This is a genomic window from Komagataeibacter intermedius TF2, from assembly GCF_000964425.1.
In the GTDB taxonomy this organism is placed as follows: domain Bacteria; phylum Pseudomonadota; class Alphaproteobacteria; order Acetobacterales; family Acetobacteraceae; genus Komagataeibacter; species Komagataeibacter intermedius.
Genome location: NZ_BANF01000002.1, coordinates 48,340 through 71,880, shown reverse-complemented (window position 1 = coordinate 71,880; position 23,541 = coordinate 48,340). Strand labels below are relative to the sequence as shown.

The 23,541-nt window shown below is 62.6% G+C and carries 21 protein-coding genes; 9 read left to right on the top strand and 12 right to left on the bottom strand.

The genetic code is table 11. The features are described 5' to 3' along the window. From cynS to B7449_RS00360, 4 genes are all read left to right on the top strand, one after another. The gene (gene cynS / locus B7449_RS00375) at positions 1 to 456 is read left to right on the top strand and encodes a cyanase (protein WP_039735090.1); all 456 of its coding nucleotides are present in this window, start codon (positions 1 to 3) and stop codon (positions 454 to 456) included. A gap of 129 nt (positions 457 to 585) precedes the next feature. Beyond that, complete coding sequence (locus tag B7449_RS00370) at positions 586 to 2,271, top strand: alginate export family protein (RefSeq protein ID WP_039735088.1); 1,686 nt, start codon at positions 586 to 588, stop codon at positions 2,269 to 2,271. Positions 2,272 to 2,376: 105 nt separating this feature from the next. Beyond that, positions 2,377 to 3,939, top strand: a complete 1,563-nt coding sequence (locus tag B7449_RS00365) for a sigma-54-dependent Fis family transcriptional regulator (RefSeq protein WP_039735086.1) — start codon at positions 2,377 to 2,379, stop codon at positions 3,937 to 3,939. Positions 3,940 to 4,278: 339 nt separating this feature from the next. After that, entirely contained in the window at positions 4,279 to 5,250 is a 972-nt protein-coding gene (locus B7449_RS00360; protein ID WP_039735084.1) for a LysR family transcriptional regulator, read from the top strand. Positions 5,251 to 5,267: 17 nt separating this feature from the next. On the opposite strand, the gene B7449_RS00355 is transcribed toward B7449_RS00360, so the two are convergent. Genes B7449_RS00355 through B7449_RS00335 form a run of 5 tightly spaced genes read right to left on the bottom strand, consistent with a single transcriptional unit; the run spans position 5,268 to position 10,151 of the window. Further along, positions 5,268 to 6,857 (bottom strand): ABC transporter permease, encoded by a 1,590-nt coding sequence (locus B7449_RS00355; RefSeq protein ID WP_158003670.1) that lies wholly within the window; start codon positions 6,855 to 6,857, stop codon positions 5,268 to 5,270. Between the two features lie 2 nt (positions 6,858 to 6,859). Beyond that, positions 6,860 to 7,630, bottom strand: a complete 771-nt coding sequence (locus tag B7449_RS00350) for an ABC transporter ATP-binding protein (protein ID WP_235721105.1) — start codon at positions 7,628 to 7,630, stop codon at positions 6,860 to 6,862. 35 nt (positions 7,631 to 7,665) lie between these two features. Further along, positions 7,666 to 8,253, bottom strand: coding sequence for an ATPase AAA (locus B7449_RS00345; RefSeq protein ID WP_039735111.1), 588 nt, complete (start codon positions 8,251 to 8,253; stop codon positions 7,666 to 7,668). 20 nt (positions 8,254 to 8,273) lie between these two features. Next, positions 8,274 to 9,275 carry an ABC transporter substrate-binding protein gene (locus tag B7449_RS00340; RefSeq protein ID WP_082084702.1) on the bottom strand — a complete coding sequence of 334 codons (1,002 nt, stop codon included), beginning with the start codon at positions 9,273 to 9,275 and terminating at the stop codon, positions 8,274 to 8,276. A 21-nt stretch (positions 9,276 to 9,296) separates the two neighbouring features. Beyond that, positions 9,297 to 10,151, bottom strand: a complete 855-nt coding sequence (locus tag B7449_RS00335) for a creatininase family protein (RefSeq protein WP_039735080.1) — start codon at positions 10,149 to 10,151, stop codon at positions 9,297 to 9,299. A 184-nt stretch (positions 10,152 to 10,335) separates the two neighbouring features. Here B7449_RS00335 and B7449_RS00330 point away from each other — a divergent pair, with 184 nt between their 5' ends. Continuing rightward, positions 10,336 to 11,265, top strand: coding sequence for a hypothetical protein (locus tag B7449_RS00330; RefSeq protein ID WP_039735079.1), 930 nt, complete (start codon positions 10,336 to 10,338; stop codon positions 11,263 to 11,265). A 22-nt stretch (positions 11,266 to 11,287) separates the two neighbouring features. Here the strand turns inward: B7449_RS00330 and B7449_RS00325 are convergent, their stop codons facing one another. The 7 genes from B7449_RS00325 to B7449_RS00295 all read right to left on the bottom strand — a co-directional run bounded on the left by B7449_RS00325 (position 11,288) and on the right by B7449_RS00295 (position 19,554). Then, positions 11,288 to 12,799 (bottom strand): type 2 periplasmic-binding domain-containing protein, encoded by a 1,512-nt coding sequence (locus B7449_RS00325; RefSeq protein WP_141654763.1) that lies wholly within the window; start codon positions 12,797 to 12,799, stop codon positions 11,288 to 11,290. Between the two features lie 63 nt (positions 12,800 to 12,862). Continuing rightward, the gene (tenA, locus tag B7449_RS00320; RefSeq protein ID WP_048883076.1) at positions 12,863 to 13,573 is read right to left on the bottom strand and encodes a thiaminase II; all 711 of its coding nucleotides are present in this window, start codon (positions 13,571 to 13,573) and stop codon (positions 12,863 to 12,865) included. Positions 13,574 to 13,631: 58 nt separating this feature from the next. Beyond that, positions 13,632 to 14,369 carry a GntR family transcriptional regulator gene (locus B7449_RS00315; RefSeq protein WP_039735077.1) on the bottom strand — a complete coding sequence of 246 codons (738 nt, stop codon included), beginning with the start codon at positions 14,367 to 14,369 and terminating at the stop codon, positions 13,632 to 13,634. After that, on the bottom strand, positions 14,366 to 15,877 hold the full coding sequence (locus B7449_RS00310; RefSeq protein WP_167335728.1) for an aldehyde dehydrogenase family protein: 1,512 nt from the start codon (positions 15,875 to 15,877) through the stop codon (positions 14,366 to 14,368). The genes B7449_RS00315 and B7449_RS00310 overlap by 4 nt, the downstream gene beginning before the upstream one ends. A gap of 34 nt (positions 15,878 to 15,911) precedes the next feature. Then, positions 15,912 to 18,140, bottom strand: coding sequence for a N,N-dimethylformamidase beta subunit family domain-containing protein (locus tag B7449_RS00305; RefSeq protein ID WP_039735076.1), 2,229 nt, complete (start codon positions 18,138 to 18,140; stop codon positions 15,912 to 15,914). Then, positions 18,137 to 18,505: a hypothetical protein gene (locus tag B7449_RS00300; protein ID WP_039735074.1), complete on the bottom strand. Its 369-nt coding sequence runs from the start codon at positions 18,503 to 18,505 to the stop codon at positions 18,137 to 18,139. The genes B7449_RS00305 and B7449_RS00300 overlap by 4 nt, the downstream gene beginning before the upstream one ends. After that, positions 18,502 to 19,554 carry an ABC transporter substrate-binding protein gene (locus tag B7449_RS00295; protein WP_048883073.1) on the bottom strand — a complete coding sequence of 351 codons (1,053 nt, stop codon included), beginning with the start codon at positions 19,552 to 19,554 and terminating at the stop codon, positions 18,502 to 18,504. Before B7449_RS00295 ends, B7449_RS00300 begins: the two co-directional genes overlap by 4 nt. A gap of 220 nt (positions 19,555 to 19,774) precedes the next feature. Here B7449_RS00295 and B7449_RS00290 point away from each other — a divergent pair, with 220 nt between their 5' ends. The 4 genes from B7449_RS00290 to B7449_RS00275 are packed head-to-tail and all read left to right on the top strand — an operon-like array spanning position 19,775 to position 23,509. Continuing rightward, the gene (locus tag B7449_RS00290) at positions 19,775 to 20,551 is read left to right on the top strand and encodes an ABC transporter ATP-binding protein (protein ID WP_048883072.1); all 777 of its coding nucleotides are present in this window, start codon (positions 19,775 to 19,777) and stop codon (positions 20,549 to 20,551) included. Next, a complete protein-coding gene (locus tag B7449_RS00285; protein ID WP_039735071.1) occupies positions 20,548 to 21,309 on the top strand; it encodes an ABC transporter permease in 762 nt (253 codons plus the stop codon). The genes B7449_RS00290 and B7449_RS00285 overlap by 4 nt, the downstream gene beginning before the upstream one ends. Next, positions 21,306 to 22,166, top strand: a complete 861-nt coding sequence (locus tag B7449_RS00280) for an alpha/beta fold hydrolase (protein ID WP_039735069.1) — start codon at positions 21,306 to 21,308, stop codon at positions 22,164 to 22,166. The genes B7449_RS00285 and B7449_RS00280 overlap by 4 nt, the downstream gene beginning before the upstream one ends. Continuing rightward, on the top strand, positions 22,163 to 23,509 hold the full coding sequence (locus tag B7449_RS00275; protein ID WP_039735067.1) for a metal-dependent hydrolase family protein: 1,347 nt from the start codon (positions 22,163 to 22,165) through the stop codon (positions 23,507 to 23,509). Before B7449_RS00280 ends, B7449_RS00275 begins: the two co-directional genes overlap by 4 nt. Positions 23,510 to 23,541: the final 32 nt, after the last annotated feature.

The window sequence follows — 23,541 nt, the reverse complement described above, 5'->3', positions numbered from 1 at the left end:
ATGCCTGTATTCGAAAGCCGAGAAGAGGTCACGCATGCCATTATCGCCGCGCGCGTCGCCAGGGGCATCCGCTGGGCGGATGTGGCGACGGCCGTGGGCCGGAGCAAGGAATGGACCACGGCGGCCTGTTTTGGCCAGATGACCTTCAGCGCCGGGGAGGCCGAGGCCCTTGTCGCGCTGCTTGACCTTGACCCCTCCGCCCTGCCGTGGCTGCAGACCGTGCCCAGCAAGGGCACGCTGGGCGGCGGCGCGCCGGATGATCCGCTGCTGTATCGCTGGTATGAAATGATCAGCGTCTATGGTCCCGCCATCAAGGAACTGATCCATGAGGAGTTCGGGGACGGGATCATGAGCGCCATTGACTTCAAGATGCATATCGAACGCGAGCCTGACCCCGCGGGTGACCGGGTTCATGTCAATATTTCCGGTAAATTCCTGCCTTACAAGAAATACTGACAGTATAATATGGGCGGAATTCAATATTCCGCCCACTACATAAAATAACAGAAAATAAAATTATCGTCCCAGGACGGTACGGTTTCTTGCGCTCTTTACGGTCCAACATCGTAACAAGGAGTACAGACCATGTCGCATGCCTACAGGACTTTTCTTCCCGGACAGGCGCAGTCGTTCAGAAAGGCTGCCGCCCTGTCGATCACGCTTGCAGGTCTGGGGTCACCGGGCGCATACGGGGCCGCCCCTGTCACGGACAGTACGCGCGGCGGTCTGCCACCACCAAATACGGCGCGCCTGATGCCAAAGGTGGTCACGACCCAGCCTGCGCAGGGTGCGCCACAGGTGAAAAAGACCGTGCCCATGCCGACGTGGCTTGGCCGGTTCACCGCGGCCAATGGCGCGGCATCCGGTTTCGGTACGGTTGGCCCGTACGGGCAGGCCCGCTGGGCCGAAGACTGGAGTTTTCTTGCCCATGAACCCGTCGATGTCCGGCGCAGGGACTGGTTCAACCGCCTGAAATACGTGCGGCTGAATGACAGTGGCTCCATCTGGGTCAGCTTCAGCGGCGAAGAACGCCTGCGCTATGTGTTTGAAAACCAGCCGGCGCTGGGCAAGGCCGGGGTGACGGATGCCAGCCGTGTCCTGCTGCGCAACCAGTATGGGGCCGACCTGCATCTGGGGTCGCATGTCCGTATCTATGCCGAACTGCTTGATGCCGTGGCCGGCGGGTCGAATACATACGGCTACCAGACCGGCCTGCAGCGTGAACGGCTGGACATGCAGCAGGGCTTTGTCGAACTGCGGGGCAAGTTCCTTGGCGCGCATATGGGGGTAATGGGGGGACGGCAGCTGTTCCTTGATGCGCCGGTCATGATGCAGTCCGCGCGTGATATCCCCAATGTGCAGCAGACATGGGACGGGTTTCGCGGTTATGCGTTATGGAAGAATTTCCGGATTGATATATTTGATTTCTTCCAGACGAACAAACAGCCTGTCGGCATATTTTCCAATGGCACGAACTATTCCGGCCGACTGTACGGGGCCTATGCGTCCGGCGCCCTTCCCGCCTTCCGGTTCATGGGGCAGCGTTCCCAGCTTTACCTTGATGCGTTCTTCATGGGCTACCTGTATGGCAGCGCGCTGGCGTCGGTGCCCACGGCAACGGTCGGGGGGGCCACGGCGGGCACGACGCGCCGGGATGGCATTGGCGGGCGGCTGTGGGGCAAGGTCGGTCCCTTTACCGTAAATCTTGATGGCATCTATCAGGGCGGCTCGTTCCATCCCGTCAATAACGGCGCGCACCGGCGGGTGGACGCCTACGCGGTCAATGGCGGCATCAATTATACCATTCCCAAGGTTACGGGCGCACCGACATTCGGCGTGCAGGCGGATCTGTTCTCGGGGGGGAATTACAACCAGACATCGGGATCGGTGGGCACGTTCGGCACACCCTATTTCCCGCTTCCCTACTATAATGACGTGACCATGACCCTGAACAATCAGAACCTGGTTGGCGTGGGCCCGGTCATGACCTATGCGGCGGCGAAAAAGGTTTCGCTGCGGCTGCATGCGCCATTCTTCTGGCGTGACAGCACGCAGGACGCGCTGTACGGGATCGGGCGCGTCTATACCCCGCGTGACGGGCTGCATGGGGGATATGTGGGCGCCATACCACAGTTCCAGGTCAGCTGGTCCTTCGCCCCGCACTGGGTCTGGACGCATGATATTGCCGGTATCCTGGCCTCCCGCGGGGTGCGTGAGGCGGGGCTGCATTCAGGCGCCTATTACATGCAGACCATGCAGTTCGTATTCTGACTGACAGAAGCGCTTTGTCCATGTAGGCTGCGATCTGGCTGCCAGCGTCCCGTCGCGGGCTGCCAGCCAGATGGCTCCTTTTCCTTATCAGGCTTGCTGGCGCATATGTCCGGTCCCGACATCCATGATGGTTTCCCTGCCGAGTTCTGGCGTTCACAGGAAATCCTGCTGCTCAAGAACGTCATGGGCCTTGTCGGGCGGGGGCTTGACCTTGATGGCGTGCTGCGTGAGGTCGTTCACCTGCTGTCGGAACTGCTGGGACTCAACCGCGCGCGCATCATCCTCCGGGACCCGGAGGGGGACGTCTACCGCATCCGCCATGCCTATGGCCTGACAACAGCCGAGATTACACGCGGTGTCTACAGGCTGGGCGAGGGCATAACGGGGACGGCACTGAAGAACCGGCATCTGATTATCGTGCAGGATATCGACAGGGAACCCCTTTTCCTTGGCCGTGCCGTCCTGCGCGCGCACCTGCCACCGGAAAAGGTGGCCTTCATCGCCATGCCGATTGACCTGGGACACAACCGGGTCGGCCTGATCGCGTGTCACCGGCTGCGGCACCGGAACAGGAACCTGTCCGATGACATCATGATCCTGCAGATCATATCCACCCTGATCGGACAGTTGATGAAACTGGGCGACAGGGTGGAAGAACAGACGCGTGCCCTGCATGAGCATAACCAGCTGCTGGAAAACGCGCTGGAAAACGCCACCATGCGGTATGGCATCATTGGTACTTCCCCTGCCCTGCTGAAGGCGATTGCCGAGCTTGAGGGCGTGTCGCACGCGTCATCCAGCGTGCTGCTGTGCGGGGCTGCGGGAACGGGCAAGGAACTGTTTGCGCGCGCGCTGCATATGGCCAGTCCCCGTCGCGCGCAGCCCTTTGTGCGCGTCAACTGCGCCGCCATTCCCGAAAACGCATTTGAAACCGAGCTGTTCGGCCATGAACGCGGGGCCTTTCCCGGTGCAAGGACGCGCCGGACGGGGCAGCTTGAGCAGGCGCATACCGGCACGCTGTTCCTTGATGAGGTCGGTGAACTTCCGCTGGCCATGCAGGGACGGCTTCTGCATGTCTTCGAACAGGGCACGTTCACGCGTGTCGGCACGGCCCTTGCGCGCAGGATTGACATCCGGGTTGTCAGCGCGACCAGCCAGAACCTGCGCAAGCGTGTCGAGATGGGGCTGTTCCGCTATGACCTGTTCTACCATCTGAATGTCATCCCCATCACGCTGCCGACCCTTGCTGCCCGCAGGGAGGACATTCCCCTGCTGTGCAGCCATTTTCTCAGCCAGTTCAACCAGCGTCACGAACGCAACATCAGTCTGTCCCGCTCGGCGGTCGACCTGCTGACCGAACAGGACTGGCCGGGTCATATCCGCCAGCTGTCCAATGTGATCGAACGTGTCGTGCTGCTGGCCCCGCAGCCAGTCATGGCGGCGCGGGACCTGCGTGCTTTCCTGCATGACAGTACGCAGTCGGTGCCATTGCAGGCCGTGCAGGGCGAACGCGCGTACCGGCCGTACCTGTCCGCGTCGTCCCATTCCAAGGAAGAACTGCTGCATGCGCTCAGGCTGAATGGCGGAAACAAGTCACGCACCGCGCAGCAGCTGGGCATGACGGCACGGCAGCTTCATTATCGCCTGAAGCTGTTTGATGTCGCGTAGGGCGGCATGGGCCTGTTCGCGCTTTTCCCTTCATGGAGCTGGAGTGACGGGACCGCCATGGCGTGATCCGCGCGGCCAGCTCCTCCCGCAGCCGCACCGGACGCGCAGGAGTCCCCCACACCCCGACATCATGCAGCACCGAATGCGGATAAACCTCGTACATGCCATCCCCATGCATGAGGGTGCCCCCGTGTGATCCATGGCGGCCCATCACAGCCCGGAGCCTGCCGCCTGTAACGCCTGCATCCCGCCGTGATGCAGTCGATCACCACGAGTTTCTTTGCACCAGCCCCTGACCTGTTATCTATCAGACGTCAGGTTATCTGCAGGAGTACGTTCGTGTCGGGCACAGCACCTACCAACGCCACGGGAAAAGCCGACCAGATGCAGTCCGGGCTGACGCGCGTGCTACAGAACCTGCCTGCCCTGCGCTATTTCCATACGGTCGCTCTGACCGGTTCATTTCGTGCCGCGGCGGAGAAGCTGAATATCGCGGCCTCCGCGGTCAACCGCCATGTACGCCAGCTTGAGGCCGCCATCGGCCTGCCGCTGTTCGAACGCCGCAGCCGCGCGCTTATGCTGACTGATGCGGGTGAGACGCTCCTGCGCAGGGTGACCCGGATTCTTGATGAAGTCGCGATGACGGGCGAGGAACTGGCTGACCTGCACCGCCTGTCGCCCGGGCATGTCCGGATCGGCGCCCATGACGCGCTGGCACGTGAAATGCTGCCGCACCTGATCCTGTCCTTTGCGTTACGTGATCCGCATGTCCGCTTCACCATCCGGACGGGACGCGCGCCCGAACTGCTGGCGCATCTTGGCGACGGGCGCCTTGATATGGTCTTCGTCTATGATGCCCCGACAGACATCAATATCAGGGTCGTGCGGGAATACGCGCTCGAAACCTGTGCCGTGATGCGTCACGATCACCCGCTGGCATTACGGGGTTCCGTGACACTGCACGACTGCAGCGCCTATCCACTGGCCCTGCCGGATGATGCTGCCTACCTTAATGCGTTCCAGAAACGGCTTGCCATGCGCGAACCGTCGGGGTGTTTGCCGTTCCTGACAACAAATTCCTTCCAGATCATGCGGGATTTCGCAGCGCGGAGCGACCTGGTCTCGCTACAGACGCCCCTGCCCGCCCAGCTATGCGCGCGGGACCCGGCCCTGTCCTATGTGCCGGTTGCGGAGCCCCTGGCGCGGTACAGCCTGATGGGATGCTGTGTCATGACAGATGGCGGTCTTTCGGATGCCTGTCGGGGTTTTCTGGACCACGGTCTGCGTATTCTTGATGGCGCGCTTGCATGACCAGGCATGCGGGAATATCACCGGGCACGTCCCCCCGTCAGGGCGCGCATGGCGACAACCTCGCCCAGCCCGACCAGACCATAGAGGATCATGGAAACTGTGGTTGTCACGGTGACGCGCGCCCATAATCCGTCGTAATCCGACATTGATACGGCATTAAGCAGCATGTACCCCATGCCGCGCCCCGTCGCCAGCCATTCAGCAATCAGCGCTCCCGTCATCGCCAGCGGGGCGGCAATGCGCAGCGCCGCGAATATGGATGGCAGGGCCGCCGGTACCTGGACCTTGCGCAGCGCGTCCACACGCCCCCCGCCATTGGCCGAAATCAGGTCAAGCGCCGTGCGGGGCGTCTGTGCAAAGGACTGGGAAACGGTGACGAACACCGGAAAAAACGTGACGATGGTGCCAACAGTCACAACGATCGCCTCCCCGCGTCCGAACAGCAGGATCAGCAGGGGCGTCGTGGCGATGAGCGGTATGGCCTGCATGATGAAGACCGGCCCGGCAAGCAGCCGGTGCAGTGGTGGCCACAGTTGTGAAAACACGGCCAGAACCAGTCCGGCCACGATCCCGCCCACCAGTCCCACCGCCATGTCCTGCAGGGTTATCCCCAGTTCCCCGGCAATCGCGCTGATCCGCGATGGCCCCTCTGCTCCATCGGTCAGGTAAAGAAGCACATCATATGGGGACCGCCCCACATAGGGCGTCACCCCGGACATGCGCAGCACCAGCCACCATGCGCCCAGCGCAAGTACCGTCGCCCCGGCCAGTCGCCCCGCGCCATGCAACAGTACCCGCATGCGCTCCGGGCCAGCCGTCCAGCCCGCGCGCAGGGCCTCGCTGTCGCGCGCCAGGTCAAGGGGCATGTCGCGTGCCCAGCGCGTGCAGGCATATCCGACAATGCCGACGCCGGCATAAAGCACCCCCGCGAATGCCGCCGAAACCAGTGTGACGGCGCATGTCCGTGACAGATCAAGGCTCTGCTGGGCATTGATCAGCAACACGCCAAGGCCATGTTCCGCGCCAAGGAATTCCCCGACCATCGCCCCCAGCACTGAAGCGGATGCCGAGATCCGCAGGGCGGCGAACCACGCAGGCAGTGCCGCCCGCAGCCGGACCCGAAACAGGGCCTGAAGCGCGGTGCCCCCAAATGCCGTGACCAGTACCGTCTGCGATGGTGAACACGCGCGCAGCCCCGTCATTGTTCCCACCAGCATCGTGAAGAAGGATGCGAGGGCTGCAAGCATGATGCGTGGCCCGTCGCCATCCAGCACGATCATCAGGACAGGACCGATGGCCAGCGACGGCAGGCAGTAGGACATGACGCCAAGCTGGAACAGGCCGGACGCCAGAACGGGCCACATCGTGGCAGGCAGGGCGCACAGGGCGGCGGCCACGGTGGCGCCCGCCCATCCCGGCAGCGCGCAGCGCAGGGTCGCAAGCCCCGCATTCCAGTAAAGTGCCGGCCCGTCCGTCCCGATACGGCGCATGATGGCAAATGGCCCGGGCAGCGCCACAACAAGGGTTGCGCACTGCCATAACAGTAAGACCACCCCGAAACTGCCGCCCCATGCCAGGACGGATCGCAGGTTACCGTACCGCCGCATGGTCATTCCCGCAGTCCGGCGGAGCCCGTCACGTTCGCGAACAGGACCTCGCTACAGCGATCGCAGAGTTCATGGAAGCGCGCGCTGCGCAGCATGGCAGGCGTGCGTGGATACGGCAGGTCAATCGCGATCGTGCGGACGGCCCGCCCCGGGCGGGACGCCATGACCACCACCTGATCCGACAGGAACACGGCTTCGGCAATGGTATGGGTGACCAGGACCGTCGTGACCGGACGTGCGGCACGGATGCGCTGCAACTCCAGATGCAGGCGCAGCCGTACCACCTCGTCCAGTGCACCGAACGGTTCATCCAGCAGCAGGACGGCCGGGGTGGCGGCCAGCGCACGGGCGATCGCCACGCGCTGGCGCATGCCGCCAGACAGCTGTGCCGGCAGGGCATCCTCGAAACCCGCAAGTCCCACCATGTCGATCAGTTCCTGAATCTGACGGCGGTCCGCGGCACGCCGCGCGAGTTCAAGCGGCAGGCAGATATTCGACCGGACGGAACGCCACGGCAGGAGGGACGCATCCTGAAACGCAATGCCGATCTGGTGGCTGGCGCGCATGTCAGCGGGATGCCGCCCGTCAATCAGGATCGAACCGCCATCGGGCATGTCCAGTCCCGCGAAAAGGCGCAGCAGCGTCGATTTGCCGCACCCTGATGGCCCGAGCAGGGAGACAAGCGTCCCGGCCGGGACATCAAGGTCCATGGCCTCCAGCGCGACGACAGGTATCGCGCCAAGCGTGAACGTGCGTGTGACGCCACGCACCACGATCGCGGCGCCTGCGCTGTCGGGTGCAGGCGGGTTCAGCTGCCCTCTCCATCCTCGTCCCCGAGGTACAGTCTGCGCAGGTATGCATTGTATCTGGAGGGGGCCTCATTGATCTGGTTATCCAGCCGCGCGCCATTGCGCCACCAGTGTTCCGGCCCGTTGCCGCGTTCAACGCCCCGGCGGGTATGCATGTCGAGGTGGTAGTCCTCGATTTCTATGCGGCGTTCGCCCCGCGCCAGACTTTCACGCGCCCAGCAGGCGAGTTCCATGCTCAGCCGGTCCTTCCGCGCGGTGGCCAGTATCCGTATGGCATGGGCGCCATACATCCAGCGATCACCGGGATCAGCCATCCGCTTCGCCTGCTGGTACAGCGCCTCGATCACCGCCGGTCCATCGGGGAAGCCCATGCCGACGTCTTCCGTCGTGATGATTTCCAGACGCCGCCAGAGCATCTCCTCGGTTTCCGTGCTGTCGAAAAACAGTTCGCATCCGGCCAGAATGGCTTCCTCCACCATTCCGCGCCGGATTGATTTCTGCAGCACCGAGCGCAGTTCATCGGCGGCATAGCCGTTGCGGGTGGCCGTGCGGCTCCATAAATCCTGACTCTGGTAATTTTCGGCCATTGACATTCCTTTCGGGACAATCAGCGTGTCGCAGCATCCTGACGCGCTTCGACAAGGATTTCGTTGGTGAACATGTCCGGGCTTGCGGCCAGACCGCCCAGGCGCAGGATACGCACCGTATCCGCTATGCTGGCGTCGCTCATCCAGAACAGGCCCTTGCTGTGCGTATCCGCGTTCATCATCAGGTCATTGCTGGCCCGGCAGGACTGTTCTTCCGCCTTCAGGTCCAGGCCATTGCCCTTCCCGAACGTGTTGACGGTCAGGTCCGCCCCCAGCGCGGGGTCGGCAATCGCGGCCTGCCACCCCTGAATGTCCGCGCGCATGAATGACACCAGCATGGCGCGTCGGGCCGGGTCCTGCAGGCTGTCCGCCCGGACCACCAGTGTCGCGCCCATCACGGTGTAGCCGAACCGGGCAAAGGGCACGACCGCCGTCTGGTGTCCCGCGACCTCAAGGTGCACGACATTGTCATTCAGGTAGCCAAAGAACCCGTCCACGTCGCCCGCGATGAGGGGCGCCATGTCGAACTGGACCGGCACGACCGTAATGGACGCAGGCTCGATATGGTTGAGGCGCAGGAAAGTCCGCCACACGACAAGGTTGACGCTCTGGACGCCGATCCTGCGGCCGATCATGTCCTGTGGCGTGCGCATCGGGTGGCCGGACAGCAGGGATGCGATGCAGAACGGGCTTTTCTGGTATCCCGCCCCGATGACTTTCAGCGTGGCGCCGTGCATGTTCGCCATGACGGTGTTATCGGGCATGGTCTGGGCCACAAGCGCCTTGCCGGACATGACGACCGGCTCATGCGGCATGGTCGGCCCACCGGCAAGCAGTGTGACATCCAGCCCCTGCTCGCGGAAAAATCCCTTTGCCTTCGCGATATATTCACCCGCGCCCTGAAAGTTCTTGATCCAGCTGAGCTGGTAACTGCAGGGCCGCAACTGCGTGTCGGCAAAGGCGCGCGTGCCCATGGCGAGCGAGCCTGCGATACATGACGAGATGAAGCCGCGACGATTCATGATCCGACCACTTCCCCCGTTTCAGTAATTATAGGATTCCGATGCGCCAAAACAGTATTCGCGCACGATATCGCTCAGCCAGCCGCTCAGCGCGTTATAGAGCGTCTCACCGATTTCCGGCGTTCCCAGCGACGGACAGCCCAGAATGCCCTGGAACGCTTCATCCCTGATCGTGGTGGCCCGCGGTATGTAAACCCCTCCCCCGGCCGTGACCGGATGGGCGAATGGCGTGGCTGATCGCGTGGCGGCGACATGGTAATCGCGCGCAAGATCCATGCGGACCAGTGCCGGATGCTGTGCCAGCATCCGGGCGGTTTCCCCCGCGCCGCCATGCCCGTCACGCGCGCCGGGCGGCAGGTCGGTAAAGACCTGCGGCAGGAGGGAGACAACATAGGGCAGCCAGTTTGCGACGATGACACGCAGCCGGTCGCCGGTTTCCTCGGCCAGTTCACGCGCCGCGACCATCAGTGCGCCAAGGGACAGGTCATGGCCCATGGCCAGCACGATGGTATTTACGCCATCGCGGTGCAGGTTCAGGCAGACTTCCCTGGTCAGGACAGCAAGTGTCGAGGGACGGATGTTGATACAGCCCGCAAACCGGACATTTGATACGGGACCGAACGGAATTGTCGGACCGAAAATGACATGCCGGTTTTCTTGCGCAAGCTGCAGGACGCTGCGCCGGACAATTTCGCTGATCTGGAAGTTGTCCTGACCCAGTGGCAGATGCCCGGCGTGCTGTTCCACCGCGCCCACGGGCACGATGGCGCAGTCCGTTATGGCAAGCTGTCCCGCCAGTTCGGTCGATGTCATGCATTCCCACGATTTGGGGCCACGGACCTCGTACAGAATGTCATCCGAAGACGGAATGGGCATCACGGCATGTCCCTGCGGGTAAGGGTGGCACTGGGTTCGGGAACACGATAGCGCACTGCAATGCGTATCAAACAATCAATTTGATGCCGAAACGACATCAAATTGATGTTTGCCTGACATACCGGGCGCACGCTCAATGGAGACGTGGCGATACCGACATTCTGCATGGAGCCCTGGAAACGCGATGAAAACCACCGAGATCAGTCCCCATGACATCAACGCCGCCATCATGGCCCTGCCCCCGGTCGCGCGTCATGGGGACGGGTCGTTCGACCTGACGGAAAACCGACGCCTGAACGCGTGGCTGCGCGATGGCGGCATCCGGTCATTCATGTATGGCGGCGTGGCCAACCTGTTCAACCAGCCGCTCAGCACCTATGGGGCGCTGCTCGACCTGATCGAGGACATGGCGCAGCCGGATGAGTGGGTCATTCCCTCCATCGGCGCTGATTTCGGCAAGGCATGGGATCAGGTCGCGATCCTGCGGGAACGGGATTTTCCCACCGCCATCCTCCTGCCGTTCGCTCCGGTCAATGGCAACGGTGTCGCAACTGGCCTGCGCCGCCTGGCGGACCGGCTGGGAAAGCCGCTGATGGTGTTCTTCAAGGACCCGGCATATCTGTGCGTGACGGATGCCGCGGCCCTCATCCGCGATGGTGTGCTGTGCATGATCGAATACGGCATAGCGGCGGACGACGACGGGACCCATCCCTATCTTGCGCAGCTGGTCGACGTACTGGGCAGTCCCGAGCGTATCATTGATGGCGCCGGGGAAAAAAGCATCATCGCCACGGCCAGGTATGGCGTCCGGAACTATACATCCGGGTCCGGTGTCATCGCGCCACGGCTGTCAACGCAGCTTCATGCCGCGATCCACGTTGGTGAGATGATGGAAGCGGAGCGCATTGCATCGCTGTTCGCGCCGTTTGAATCCCTGCGCGCCCGGATATCCCCCATCCCGGTCCTGCATGATGGCGTGCGTCTGGCCGGGATTGCCGACACGGGCGTCATGGGACCGTTTTTCGCAAGCCTGACCGGCCGGGAGGCAGATGAAGTCAAAGCCCTTGCCAGCAGCCTGCTGCAGCACGAACAGGACGTTCTGCCCGTGTCATGAATGATGGTGTCCGGCCCGTCTCCTACATCGGCCCCTTCGTCATGTCGCAGTCATACTGGGGAATGTCTTTTCTGAGCATGAGGCACACATCCCGCGCCATCCGGTCACGCAGGGATTCATTCAGGTCATGCGGAAATGCCTGGCCTGTTTCGATAACAGTCCTGACCTGGCTGTAAATGGGATCGTCACGAACCTGCTGCTGATCCCAGAACGGGCGGGTGCCGACCAGAAGGTGGCGTGCGGGCGTTCCCTGCGGCAGGTCCTGGGAAAAGGCGATATATGTCTTCATTTCCTTCCCCGTCATCATGGTCGTGAACGCGGTACTGTCGGTTTGGCATGACGTACTGGAACATGATGTCCTGTTCGTGACAAACGCATCGCTGTACAGCATGGACTGGCCATTTTCGCCCCATGGCACGGGGATCATGGCAAGGGACGCGGCATGGGTGGGGTTGAACAGGTTGATATAGAAGCTCTGCTCGGAAAAACCGATATCAAAGCCGCTTTTTCCTTCGGCGAAGATCCTGTCCACATCACCATCCGCAGCGCGGCTGAGCGTCCCGTCAACGCAATGATTTTCCTTCCCATCCGTGCAGGTGATGGCAAGGCGCATAAGGCTGTTCACGACCTGCGGGTCGGGCGGCATGCGAAAGGCATCGCGGATATGGTCATGGCCGTAACGCTGCACATAGCCGTCTATATAAAGGGATGGCAGGCGGGTCGTGCCTGAAAAATCGGCGGAAATACGGCGTTTTTCCGCCGGTTCGCGATTGAGGTAGGACATGAACTGATCCAGCCCATGTATGTCCTTGATATCCGGGGAATAGGAATAGAGGAAATCAAGACACAGCCAGCTTGGCACGGCATAGGTCACGCCGTGGTACAGTACGGCATCGTGGCCCGACTGCCATGGCGCGTCCCCACTTATGCGTACCGGCGCGATGCGTTTATGGGCGGCAAGGAATTCGATGTATAATGTATCCAGTTCGACGACATCATACCCCCTGCCGGACAGGAGCTGCAGCAGGCGGGCCGGATTATAGATATCCACGTCCTCGCTCATCACGGCGTTCAGCAGCACGTCCGGGTTACGGTCCTGATAGGTAGCGATGACGTGCTGGACCAGTGTCTGGAAATTGCCGTTTGGCAGGCTGGGAATGAATGGATAGAGCGAGACGTTCAGCACGCGCTTCTGTCTGCCATTCAGCACGACGTAACCATCCATTCCCTTCGGGGTTATGTGCATTTCACGGGTTTTCAGGCCGTTGCATTCAACGCTGTTGATCATGCCGCCCGTCGGGACGCCGACATGCGCCGTGTCCTGCGCCTTTACGGTAAAGACGGCATCGGCTCTGCCACTGTCCACGACGTGGCATTGTGCATCCGCCGCGCCCGTATTGCGGACAACCAGATCACCACACAGCGCCGCATGCGGCAGCGCCAGCATCCCCATGACGGCGCACAGCCCCGCCCCCTTTCGCGCCAGCGTACCATGTGGCCGCATGACATGCTGACGATTACTTGTTGAAGACATGCCGGTATCCTGTCGTTATACTGTAACCATGTGCGGTCATGCTGCCATGATGGCGCTGTATATTTATGTCATTTCCGCCTGTCCCGCAGTCCAGAATGCGGTTTCCAGCGATACGGCCGTTGTGAACAGGCGTGTCAGTTCCGGCAGGCGCGCCACGCCCCCGCGCCGGGCCGCCACGATATCAAGACGGGCAAGGCCCCTGCGCATCAGGTCCTGATAGGGTTCATCGGCATATACGCTGACCCAGGAGAAATAGGGATTGCCTTCGCGCACGGTTGCGGGGTCATTCGCCAGCGCCAGCCCGATTTCGCCATATCCCACCAGGCAGGCCGACAAAGCCACCAGCAGGTCAAGCAGGTCGCCCGCCTGTGCACGGTCCAGGATGAAGCCAGCATAGGCACGCAGCTCCTGCGCGGGGGGATGGGCTTCCATTTCCGCGCGGCTCAGGCCCCAGCCTTCGCAATACGAAAAATGCATGGCCATTTCCGTATTCAGGATACCCGCCACGATATCGGCGGATTCCCGCATTTCCTCAAAACTGTCGCTTTTATAGACTGCCAGCGCATACGCCCGGGCGTAATTGAGCAGGTACAGGTAATCCTGCATGAGAAACGCCCGGAACCGCGCGGGATCCAGCGTGCCATCCGCCATGCCGCGCACGAACGGGTGCCCTACGTAACCCTGCCACGCGGCTGGCGCGGCGTTGCGCAGTCGTGCAAAAAACGTCCCCTTGATGCATTCGGGGGTCGTATCCGGTCCTGTCTGGATATTCATGTCTGCATGCTTTCTCTATCTGGCGTGCTCTGCTGTGGTGGAGTGCTGACCGGATGGCTCAGTCCCCGTGGTCAGGATCCCCGTCCTCGGCCAGCTGGCCTGTCTGCATGACGTGCACGCGCATTGTCTGGTAGGCCAGTTCGCCGTGTCCTTCCAGAATGGCAAAGACAATCGTCTGGTGCTGTCCGTGGGATACGGTCATCTGTTCGACTGATTCCATTCGCTCGACGCGTGTATAGGGCAGCACGCGCTGACGCATCTGCGTTACGGAATCGGCCATGATCTCGTTATGGGCGCCCTGCCTGATCGCGGCATGCAGGCGTTCGTTATGCCGGTCGAAACCGGCACGGCTTCCGTTGCGTATGATGTCTGACAGTTCTTCGTTGATCGCATGCAGGTTGTCGCGTTCCGCGTCGCTCATGCGCTCTGCCGCAAGCCTTGCGGTTGCGGCTTCAAGTTCGGCTATGACCTCCAGCGTCTGCACTACGCGGGTATCGTTCATCTTGGTGACGATCACGCCCTGTCGGGGGCGGATTTCAACCGTTCCCTGCGCGGCAAGGCGGCGTAGTGCCTCGCGCACGGGCGTGCGCGATACACTGAACATCTGTCCCAGGCTTTCTTCCTCCAGCCACATGCCGGGTGTAAAGACCCCGGATACGATCGCCTTCTGGATACGCTCCTGCACGATACTGGCCAGCGTGGGCGCACGCGTCGTCCCCTTGCGGGCGGTGCGGCGGCTTCGCGCCCGGGCTGTTGCCGGTGTGACGTTCCCTGTCAGTGCATCTTCATCGGTCATAGGCGCGCAACAATTCCCTTCAGTTCCGTATAATGTTCTATAGCAGGGAAACCGGCCGCGCGTCCCCAGCCCGACTGCTTGAACCCGCCCATGGGAAACGCGGGATCAAAGAAATTATGCGTGTTGATGCATACATTGCCCGCCTTGATGCGTCGCGCCAGGGTGTGGGCGCGTGACAGGCCTGTTGTCCAGATACTGGCATGCAGGCCGTAGACCGTATCATTGGCCATGCGCACGACATCATCGATCTGGTCATCGCCAAACCGGCGGACACACAGGACCGGACCGAAGATTTCCTCGCGGTACAGTGCCGCCTGCGGATCGACATCAACCGCAATGGTGGGCTGCATGAAATAGCCCGGGCCATCAACGGGTGCGCCACCCGTTGCGAAGCGTGTGCCGGTGCGGGCCGCTTCCGCCAGGTACCCGGCCACCCTGTCACGCTGCCCGGCTGAAACCAGCGGGCCAAGACGGGTGGCGTCATTCAGCCCGTGCCCGATTTCCAGGTTCCGGGCAAAGGCGACAATGCCATCAAGCAGGCGGTCATAGATGCGTTCATGCACGAACACGCGCGACCCCGCCGTGCAGACCTGTCCCGCGCTGAAGAAAATGGCGGATGCAATACCCGGTACCGCCTGTTCCAGATCGGCATCGTCCAGCACGATCATGGGTGATTTGCCGCCAAGTTCCAGAAAGACCCGTTTCATGTTTCCCGCTGCCGCGCGGATGATTTCGCGCCCGACCTGCGTGGAGCCGGTAAAGGAGATCGCATTGACATCCCCGTGTTCGGCAAGCGCCGCCCCGGCGGTTTCGCCTTCCCCCGACACGATATTGACCACGCCGGGGGGAAAGCCTGCTTCTGCGATCAGGCGGCCCAGATGCAGCGTGGTCAGCGCCGTCTGTTCCGCAGGCTTGAGGACAACGGTACACCCGGCCGCCAGTGCCGGGGCCATGCGCCATATTGCCAGTTCCAGCGGGTAATTCCATGGCACGATGACCGCCACCACGCCAACCGGTTCACGCTCGGTATAGGCATGGAACGTGCCGGGGGCGGATACGGGCACGCTTTCCCCGTTTATCTTGGTTGACCAGCCCGCCATGTATTCCAGCATGCCGATCGAGCCGGGCAGGTCCACAAGGCGGGTTTCAAAAACCGGCCGCCCGGTATCAAGCGCCTCCAGGCGGGCGAACACGTCCGCCTGCTGATGGAGCAGGTCGGCCAGTCGCCACAGTAGCCGGCCGCGCTCCGCGCCGTTCATGCGCGCCCATGGCCCGTCCTCCAGCGCATGGCGCGCGCTGGCCACGGCAAGGTCGACATCCGCGCTGCCCGAAAGGGGAATGCGTGCGATCTCCTGCCCGGTTGCCGGGTCGGTTACGGGAAAGGTTTCCCCCGACAGGCTGTCACGCCACTGGCCATCAATGAAATTACGATGCGGCGCTGACAGGATGGCGGACGCATCCGGCCCCAGCAGGGTTGCAAGGTCGGGTTCCATGCGGGACGCCGTCATCGCGAAATCCTTTTTATCATGAATCTTCATCTTTTCAGAAAGAGACGGGTCTGGCTGCCGATGCAGGCAGTTCAAAGGGTGCCGGATCGATAAAGCGCCGCACGACATTGCCCGTCATGCGCGAGACGGAATTGTCGTAATCCGCATGGGACAGGCTGCCGCTCCACGCGATCGACCCGGTGGAAAAGACCGCGCCGCCTTCGGCTGTCTCGAAAAATACGATTTCGGCGCGGACAAGATCGGACTGGGCTGCCCCCTGCCCGGCGTAATTGATCAGCAGCGCACAGGTTGACGGAAGGTAGGTGTTGGTATGTCCTTCCGAGCGCGCCAGCACCAGCGTGTTCAGCGGCGTGCCCTTCGCGCTGTTGGCGCGGTCCAGTTCTATGCCCGCGGCCCCCCCGCCAATCAGCCCGAAATCCCCGATGATGTCGCCCTCTATCCCGTCGAATATGAAGGCCGCGCGCGGGTTGTAACTGTCCGCCTGCCGACGGAAATAGGTGCATTTGTCAAAACCCTGTCCGATAAAGCCGGACCCCAGGGTTTCATGCGGCGGCCGGCCGATGCGTTCCCACAGGCCACCATATTCACCGCCAAAGGCATGGCAGCTTTCACCCGGGTCGGTAATCCAGCCATTGCCGACCTCGCAGCGGCGCAGTTCCATCACGCCGGGCATGGTGGGATGATAGACCACGCGCCAGTACAGCGCGTTGCCCCCCAGCGACACCAGTCGCCCGCCATCCGCGCGGTGCGCCGCCAGCGCATCGAGCATCCGGGTCGAGACATATTCAGGGTGGCTGGCCAGCATGACGCACCTGTAGGGGGAAAGCGCCTTTACTCCTTCGCGGTCCAGGTCCTCGTCGGTAATGATGTCGTAGTCAAAACCTTCGTGTTCCAGCCAGTCGATGATATGCGTGTCGGCGTTCATCTGCCACAGGCCCGACCCGGTTCCCCCCAGCCATGACTGGTATTTGGGGCGCATGTTCAGCACCGGGCGCAGGCGCGAGGATATCATGATGCCCGACCCGTCGCTGTGCCGGTCATACAGCGATGCGCCGAATTCGCGCCGTTCCGCCAGGAACACGTCCGATGCGCCAAATACGGGCACGTGGTCGTGCACCCGCTCCGCCAGGGCGGCATCAATGGCAAGATGTTCGTTGGCGTATGCCAGGTAGCTTGCGGTCGGCAGGACAAAAACCAGCGGTGCATGCCCCGTGCCTGCTGCGCGACGGATGACAAAGGGGATATAATCCTCATCCGTCGCACTGCGCAGGCGGGCGGCATAAAGCCCGCTTTTCAGCCCCGAGGGAACCTGCCACGCAAAATCCGTGGCCCATCCGGCGTCAATAATATCGTCTTCATGGAAATGAATGGCGCCATACTGTTCCGGCGCATCCTGCCATGCGCGTATGCTGCCGTTCCAGTTATGGCCGGTCATGGCGCGCCCGGGCATCTGCCATGTATGGCCATGCAGGTGGAATGGACCCTGATCGCAGATGTCCTGTCCATCGATCCCGATGGAAAAATCCCACTGCCCGATCACGGCGCCCGCGTGGTCCAGCAGGCAGGGCGCTTCGAGCTTGCCATTATAGAAACCACCGAAAATGTTTTCGCCTTCGGCGGTGGCGCGGGCCGCGATGATGATGCGCGCGGCGGATGTCCATGCCGGTTCAACGGCGCAGGCAACCGTGACGTCCGCGCTGTCGGCTATGCCGGCGCAGCTTTCCAGCGCGGCCTGCGACAGGGTCAGTTCGCCCTTTGCCGCGTCAAATGCGACGCGCACCCGGTACCATTCATGGCGGCGCATTGGCACGCCCGCGGCACAGGTCACGCGTGCCTGACTGCCCTGCACCGTGACGTAAGCGCCTTCCTCCCCCTTTATGCCAATTTCCATTCCGCCGCCCGACACGCGATCGCGCAGGCTGAACATGACCTGTCCTGTCCCGTCCTGCCCGCTGCTGTCCGGCAGGGTTGGGCGCGCCAGCAGCGTAACGCGCCAGCCAGCGGCCAGGCGTTCCAGCGGCACCGCCGTGTCAACCACGATGCACGAACCCGCATGGATCTTCTGTGGCCGCCCCTGAATGTGCCATGCAGTGCCGGGCACGTCTTCCTCACGGTAGCCGGAACCAGCGGGATTCAGGTCACCATTTACAATCCGCACGATCGTGGCGTCATACGTTTCAGCCGTTTCGCTGCTGACACGGAACGCAATTTCGTCTCCCGCCGTCACGCTGATCTGGTCGGCATAGCCAAGCAGGGTTTTCATCGGCTTTCTCCCGCCGTGTTCGTGGAGGGTGCGTGCAGGGGGCCGTCGAATTCGGGGGGCAGGCGCGTGCCGGTTTCCGCCTCCCACCGTCGGCGGAAGACATCCCATTCCGCTTCCTCAAGGTCGTCATATTCCACGCCCGGCACGACGTCGGGTGGTACGCCGCGTATGCCCGACAGGCGGCCCAGCGCCCATTTCCTGTGGGGTTCCAGGCAGATGATGCAGTATTTCCCACCCATTGTTCCCGCGCGCAGGATATTCAGCACCGCTTCCAGCGCGGGGCTGTGCAAACCAATGGGACAGGCCCGGAATTCACGCACCGGGTCAAGGTCGGCCGGATCGATCCGGGGGGCGTTGGCTCTCATGCGGCTGTTTCCATCGCAAAACTGTCCAGGGGCGCCAGTTTTGAAATGACGCCGTAAGACAGGCAGAACTTTTCAAATGCTTCGTACCGTGCCGTGTCCAGGTGACCAGGGGCTTCGGGTATCCATCCGATTGTCATGGCCCATGCCTTTTCAAGGACTGGCGTATCCTGTTCAGGGTGTCTGGCGACAAAGGCACGACGCATGTCATCGGGATGCGCGACCAGTGCTTCGCGCCCCTGTGCAATCGCTGCAATGAAGCGTGCCATGCGGGGATCGTTGCGCAGGTCCTGCCGCGTCAGGACGATCAGTTCGTCATACATGGGCACGCCGTGGTCTTCCGGTGCGAAAATGATGGGGGCCACGCCTGATGTCTGCTCGATCTCCAGCACCTCGGCATTGCGGTAGGCCCCGATGGCCGCGTCAATCCGGTTGGTCAGCAGCGCCGTCACCATCTGGTAATTGACCTTGGTGACCGTCACGTCGGAAATCGACAGCCCGACGGAATGCAGCATTGCCGCCAGCAGGCTTTCCTCCACCCCGCTGACCGAAATGCCGACACGCTTGCCCTTCAGGTCGGCCAGATTGCGGATGGAGCCGTTTCCCATCGCCGCGACGACATTGATTGGCCGGTCAATCAGCGTGCCAAAGCGCAGGAGCTGCAGCCCGCGATCCACCAGCAGGTTGATCTGCGTGCCGTAACCCAGCGCCACGTCCGCCTGACCCGCCATGACCAGCCGGGATGGGGAATCGGGATCGGAGGGGGAAATCAGCTCGACATCCAGCCCTGCGCGCGTGAACGCCCCGCATTCCTGTGCGGCAAACAGGACCGCGTGATTGACATTGAGCAGCCAGTCCAGAATGACCGTGAATTTCTCACCTCCCGCGGCACGTGCCGGGGCCAGTGGCGTTCCCAGCGCGCCCACGGCCAGTGCGCCACCTATGAAGCCGCGCCGGGACAGGGGGATCATTCCCCTGCCTGCCGGACGGGGCGCCTGCGGCGCCGCCCCTATGGTCCGCTGTGCGGCGCCATTCCCTGATTGCTGTTTCATGTGCTGCCTTTTCTGTTCATCCGGACATGTCGCCAAAAAAGAACATTCACCAAAATGTATACATAGGCATTTCGGGTTCGCAACAAGAAAACCGATGCGCGACGTCCTGATTGGGAATTATTTGTAAAACAAAGAAAACAGCAGGGCATGACAGATTAATTTTTTCGAATCAGCATCGAATCATGTTGCGTTATCGTTTCGACGTTGGCAATTTGTATACATGACCGATAACGATGCCTCTCCCCGCCCGCCCACGCACCAGCCGGTCGACCTGCCGGGACTGCGCATTTCCGGGCTGGGTCTGCAATACGGCACACGTGCCATCTTTACCGATCTGGACCTGACTGTTCAGGGTGGTGAATTCGTCGTCCTGCTGGGCACGAGCGGCGTGGGCAAGAGCAGCCTGCTCAAGATCGTCGCCGGCCTGACGCGCGCCAGCGCGGGCACGGTCACGGCGACGGACGGGCTGCCCCTGGCCGGGCGCATTGCCTATATGGGCCAGCAGGACCTGCTTTACCCCTGGCTGACCGTGATCGAGAATGTCATGCTGGGCGCGCGCCTGCGTGGCGAACGACAGGACCCCGATCGCGCGCGGCACCTGCTGGAACGCGTCTCGCTGCAGGACCGGGCAAAGGCGCTGCCTTCCGAACTGTCCGGTGGCATGCGCCAGCGCGTCGCCATCGCGCGCACGCTGTATGAACGTCATCCCTTTGTCCTGATGGATGAACCTTTTTCAGCACTGGATACCTTCACGCGCGCGCAGGTGCAGGATCTGACCGCCGAACTGCTGCAGGACCATACCGTCCTGCTCATCACCCACGACCCGCTTGAAGCCTGTCGCATCGGGCACCGGCTGGTGGTGCTGACCGGCCACCCCGCGCGACTGGGCCCCCCGATAGAAGTGCCGGGACCGACCCCCCGTGCACCGGATGATGAGGCGCTGCTCCATATACAGGGGCACCTCATGCGTATTCTCATGGAAGGACATGGCGCATGATCCCGACACTGGTCCGGCCTGTTGTCACGTTTGTCGTGCTGATCGGCGCATGGTGGGCCGTGACACGCCTGGGCGGCATTCCGTTCTATCTGCTGCCGCAACCGCCCGCCGTGCTGCATGCACTGTGGCAGCAGCGCATGCTGCTGGCGTCGGCCACATTCACCACATTTTCCGAAATGGCGCTCGGGCTGGTCATCGGCACGCTTCTGGGTAGCCTGTGTGCGCTGGCAATGGCCTTTTCCCCACGCCTGCAGCGCTGGATCATGCCGCTGCTGCTGCTGAGCCAGGCCATTCCGGCCTTCGCCATGGCGCCGCTTCTGGTGCTGTGGTTCGGGTTCGGCATGACGTCCAAGGTGGTCATGGCCACGATTGTCATTTTCTTTCCCGTCGCCGCCGCATTTTCCGATGGATTGCGCCATACCGATCCCGGCTGGCTGGACCTGGCCCACACAATGGGGGCGAAACAGGGCGCCATCCTGCGCCATGTGCGGCTTCCTGCCGCCATGCCGGCCTTCGGGTCCGGGCTGCGTGTCGCCACGGCCATCGCGCCCATCGGTGCGATCGTGGGTGAATGGGTCGGCGCGTCCGCCGGGCTGGGCTATGTCATGCTGAACGCCAATGCCCGCATACAGACCGATGTCATGTTTGCGGCCCTGTTCGTGCTGGCGGTCATGACGGTCCTGATCTGGACGGTAGTGGATCGGGTCCTGCGCCGCATCCTGTACTGGGCGCCCGGCAATGGCGGGGCAGCCCGATGAACGCCCCGGCACAGGGCGCGGCCCCGCAGTGGGTCGAGGCGCATGACAGGGTGGACGACATCAACTTTTCATGGCGTATCCGCCGTGGCACGGGCGGGGCGCCGCCGCTGGTGCTGGTGCATGGCATCGGTCCGGGCACGACTGGCCTGATTAATTTCGCCCCCCTGCTGGCCCGGCTGCCCGCTGGTCATGACGTGCACGTCATCGACCTGATCGGTTTTGGCGACGCCGTGCCGCCCGGCAGGACATGTGCCTTTGATGTGCCGCTGTGGATCGAACAGGTTGGCCGGGTGCTGGACCATGCCGGGCCAGATGCCCATCTGATTGGCAATTCGGTCGGGGGTGCGCTGTCGCTGCGCGTGGCGGCACGGCGTCCGTCCCTGCGTGGGGTGCTGGTTATCGGCGCGCCTGCCGGGCAGCGGCAGGCAACGCCCGCGCTGCGTGATTTCTGGTCCGCCCCGGCCGACCGTGCAGCGCTGGCAGCGGCCATGCGCCCGATGACGGCGGATTGCGCGCCCCCGCCATCCGCCGTGGTGGAAGCACGCTGGCAGGCCGCGGGCGACAGCGCGCGTCGCGCCGCCTTCGCCGCCATGCTGGCCGATCCCGATGCCTGCCTGCATGCGGCGTCCCTTCCGGTACGGGAGGCATCCGCCATATGCATGCCGGTCCGTATCCTGCACGGCCTGCAGGACCGGGCATGTCCGCCTGGCCCCATGGCCCGGCTGGTGCTGGACCATATGCCCCATGCCGATCTGACCCTTCTGGGCGACTGCGGCCATGCCATCATGTCCGAACGGGCAGCGGACGTGGATGCAGCGCTTTCCCTTCTGCTTCTAGCCACCGGATATTCCGCATGAGAACCATTCTGAAATGCGGGCGTGTCTTTACCGGCACGGAGTCCACCTACCGCCATGATCACGCACTGGTGATCGAAGATGGCCGTATCGTGGGCCTTTATCCCGCAGCCTCCCTTCCCGCTTCCGGTCCTGATGACGTGGTGGTTGATTACAGCCGCCAGCTGGTCATGCCGGGACTGAGCGATCTGCACACCCACCTGTCGTACGGCAATGCCCGTTCGGAAGAGGAAGTCGACCTTTACCCCAACCTGGAATACCGCGCGATCCGTGCCCTGGCGGCGGCCCAGCGCATGCTGGCCGCGGGCTTTACCAGCCTGCTGGACCCTGCCTGCGCGGGTCTGGTCACGCCGTCGCTGCGCAATGCGCTGTATGTCGGGATGTTCCAGGGGCCGCGCATCACCGCAGCCGGACAGGCCCTGACGGCCCGCCAGGGGCTTTATGACTATTATCCGTCATGGATCGGCTGTCCGCCATGTTCGACCGGCCGGCTGGTCACATCCCTGCCCGAAGCGATAGAGGCCATCCGCCAGCAGACGAAGGATGGCGTCGATATCATCAAGATCGCGATGGACGGGATACAGGGCGGCAATTCGGGCGGCCTGTATGCAACGTTCACGCAGGATGAGACGACGGCCATGATCCGGGAAGCCCACCGTCTTGGCCGCCGGGTTGCCATACATGCCCGCGGGCGCGAAGGCGTGCTGTATGCCGCGCGCGCCGGGGCGGACATTCTCTATCATGCTTCCCGCATTGATGACGAAGGCGTGCGCGCCGCCGCGGGGGAAGGCTGCACGATCTGCCCTTCCCTGCTCATGCTGGTCAACAACATCCAGTATGCCCAGCCCGATGACCCGTCCTATGACTGGTGGCCCAACGTGCAGCGTCAGGAACTGGCGGAAGCGACTGACAACCTGCGCCGTGCGTATGACGCGGGCGTGCCGATCCTGAGTGGATCCGAAACCGGCTTTTCCATGACGCCCTATGGCGAATGGGCAACCCGGGAACTGTCGATCCTGGTCAGGTTCCTTGGCATGCCAGCCGACGAAGTGCTGCGTACGGCAACGCACCGCAACCGCAGCCTGCTGCGTGGTGGCCAGGAGTTTGACAGTATCGCACCGGGGAAACTGGCTGACCTGCTGGTGTTTGACGGCGACCCGCTGGCCGATATCACGCAGCTTGAAGACAGGGAACGCATTACGGACGTCTGGCTTGGCGGTGCGCGTGTCGTGCTGCCGGACATGCCGATGGATATACCGCGCCACCCCTGTGAAAATGCACAAGGGTACTGGACGCGGATGTACACCCGCGCGTCCACCGGCCACACGCCGATGCAGTTGCCATAGTGCCCTTCCCCCATTCCGGACCGACCCATACG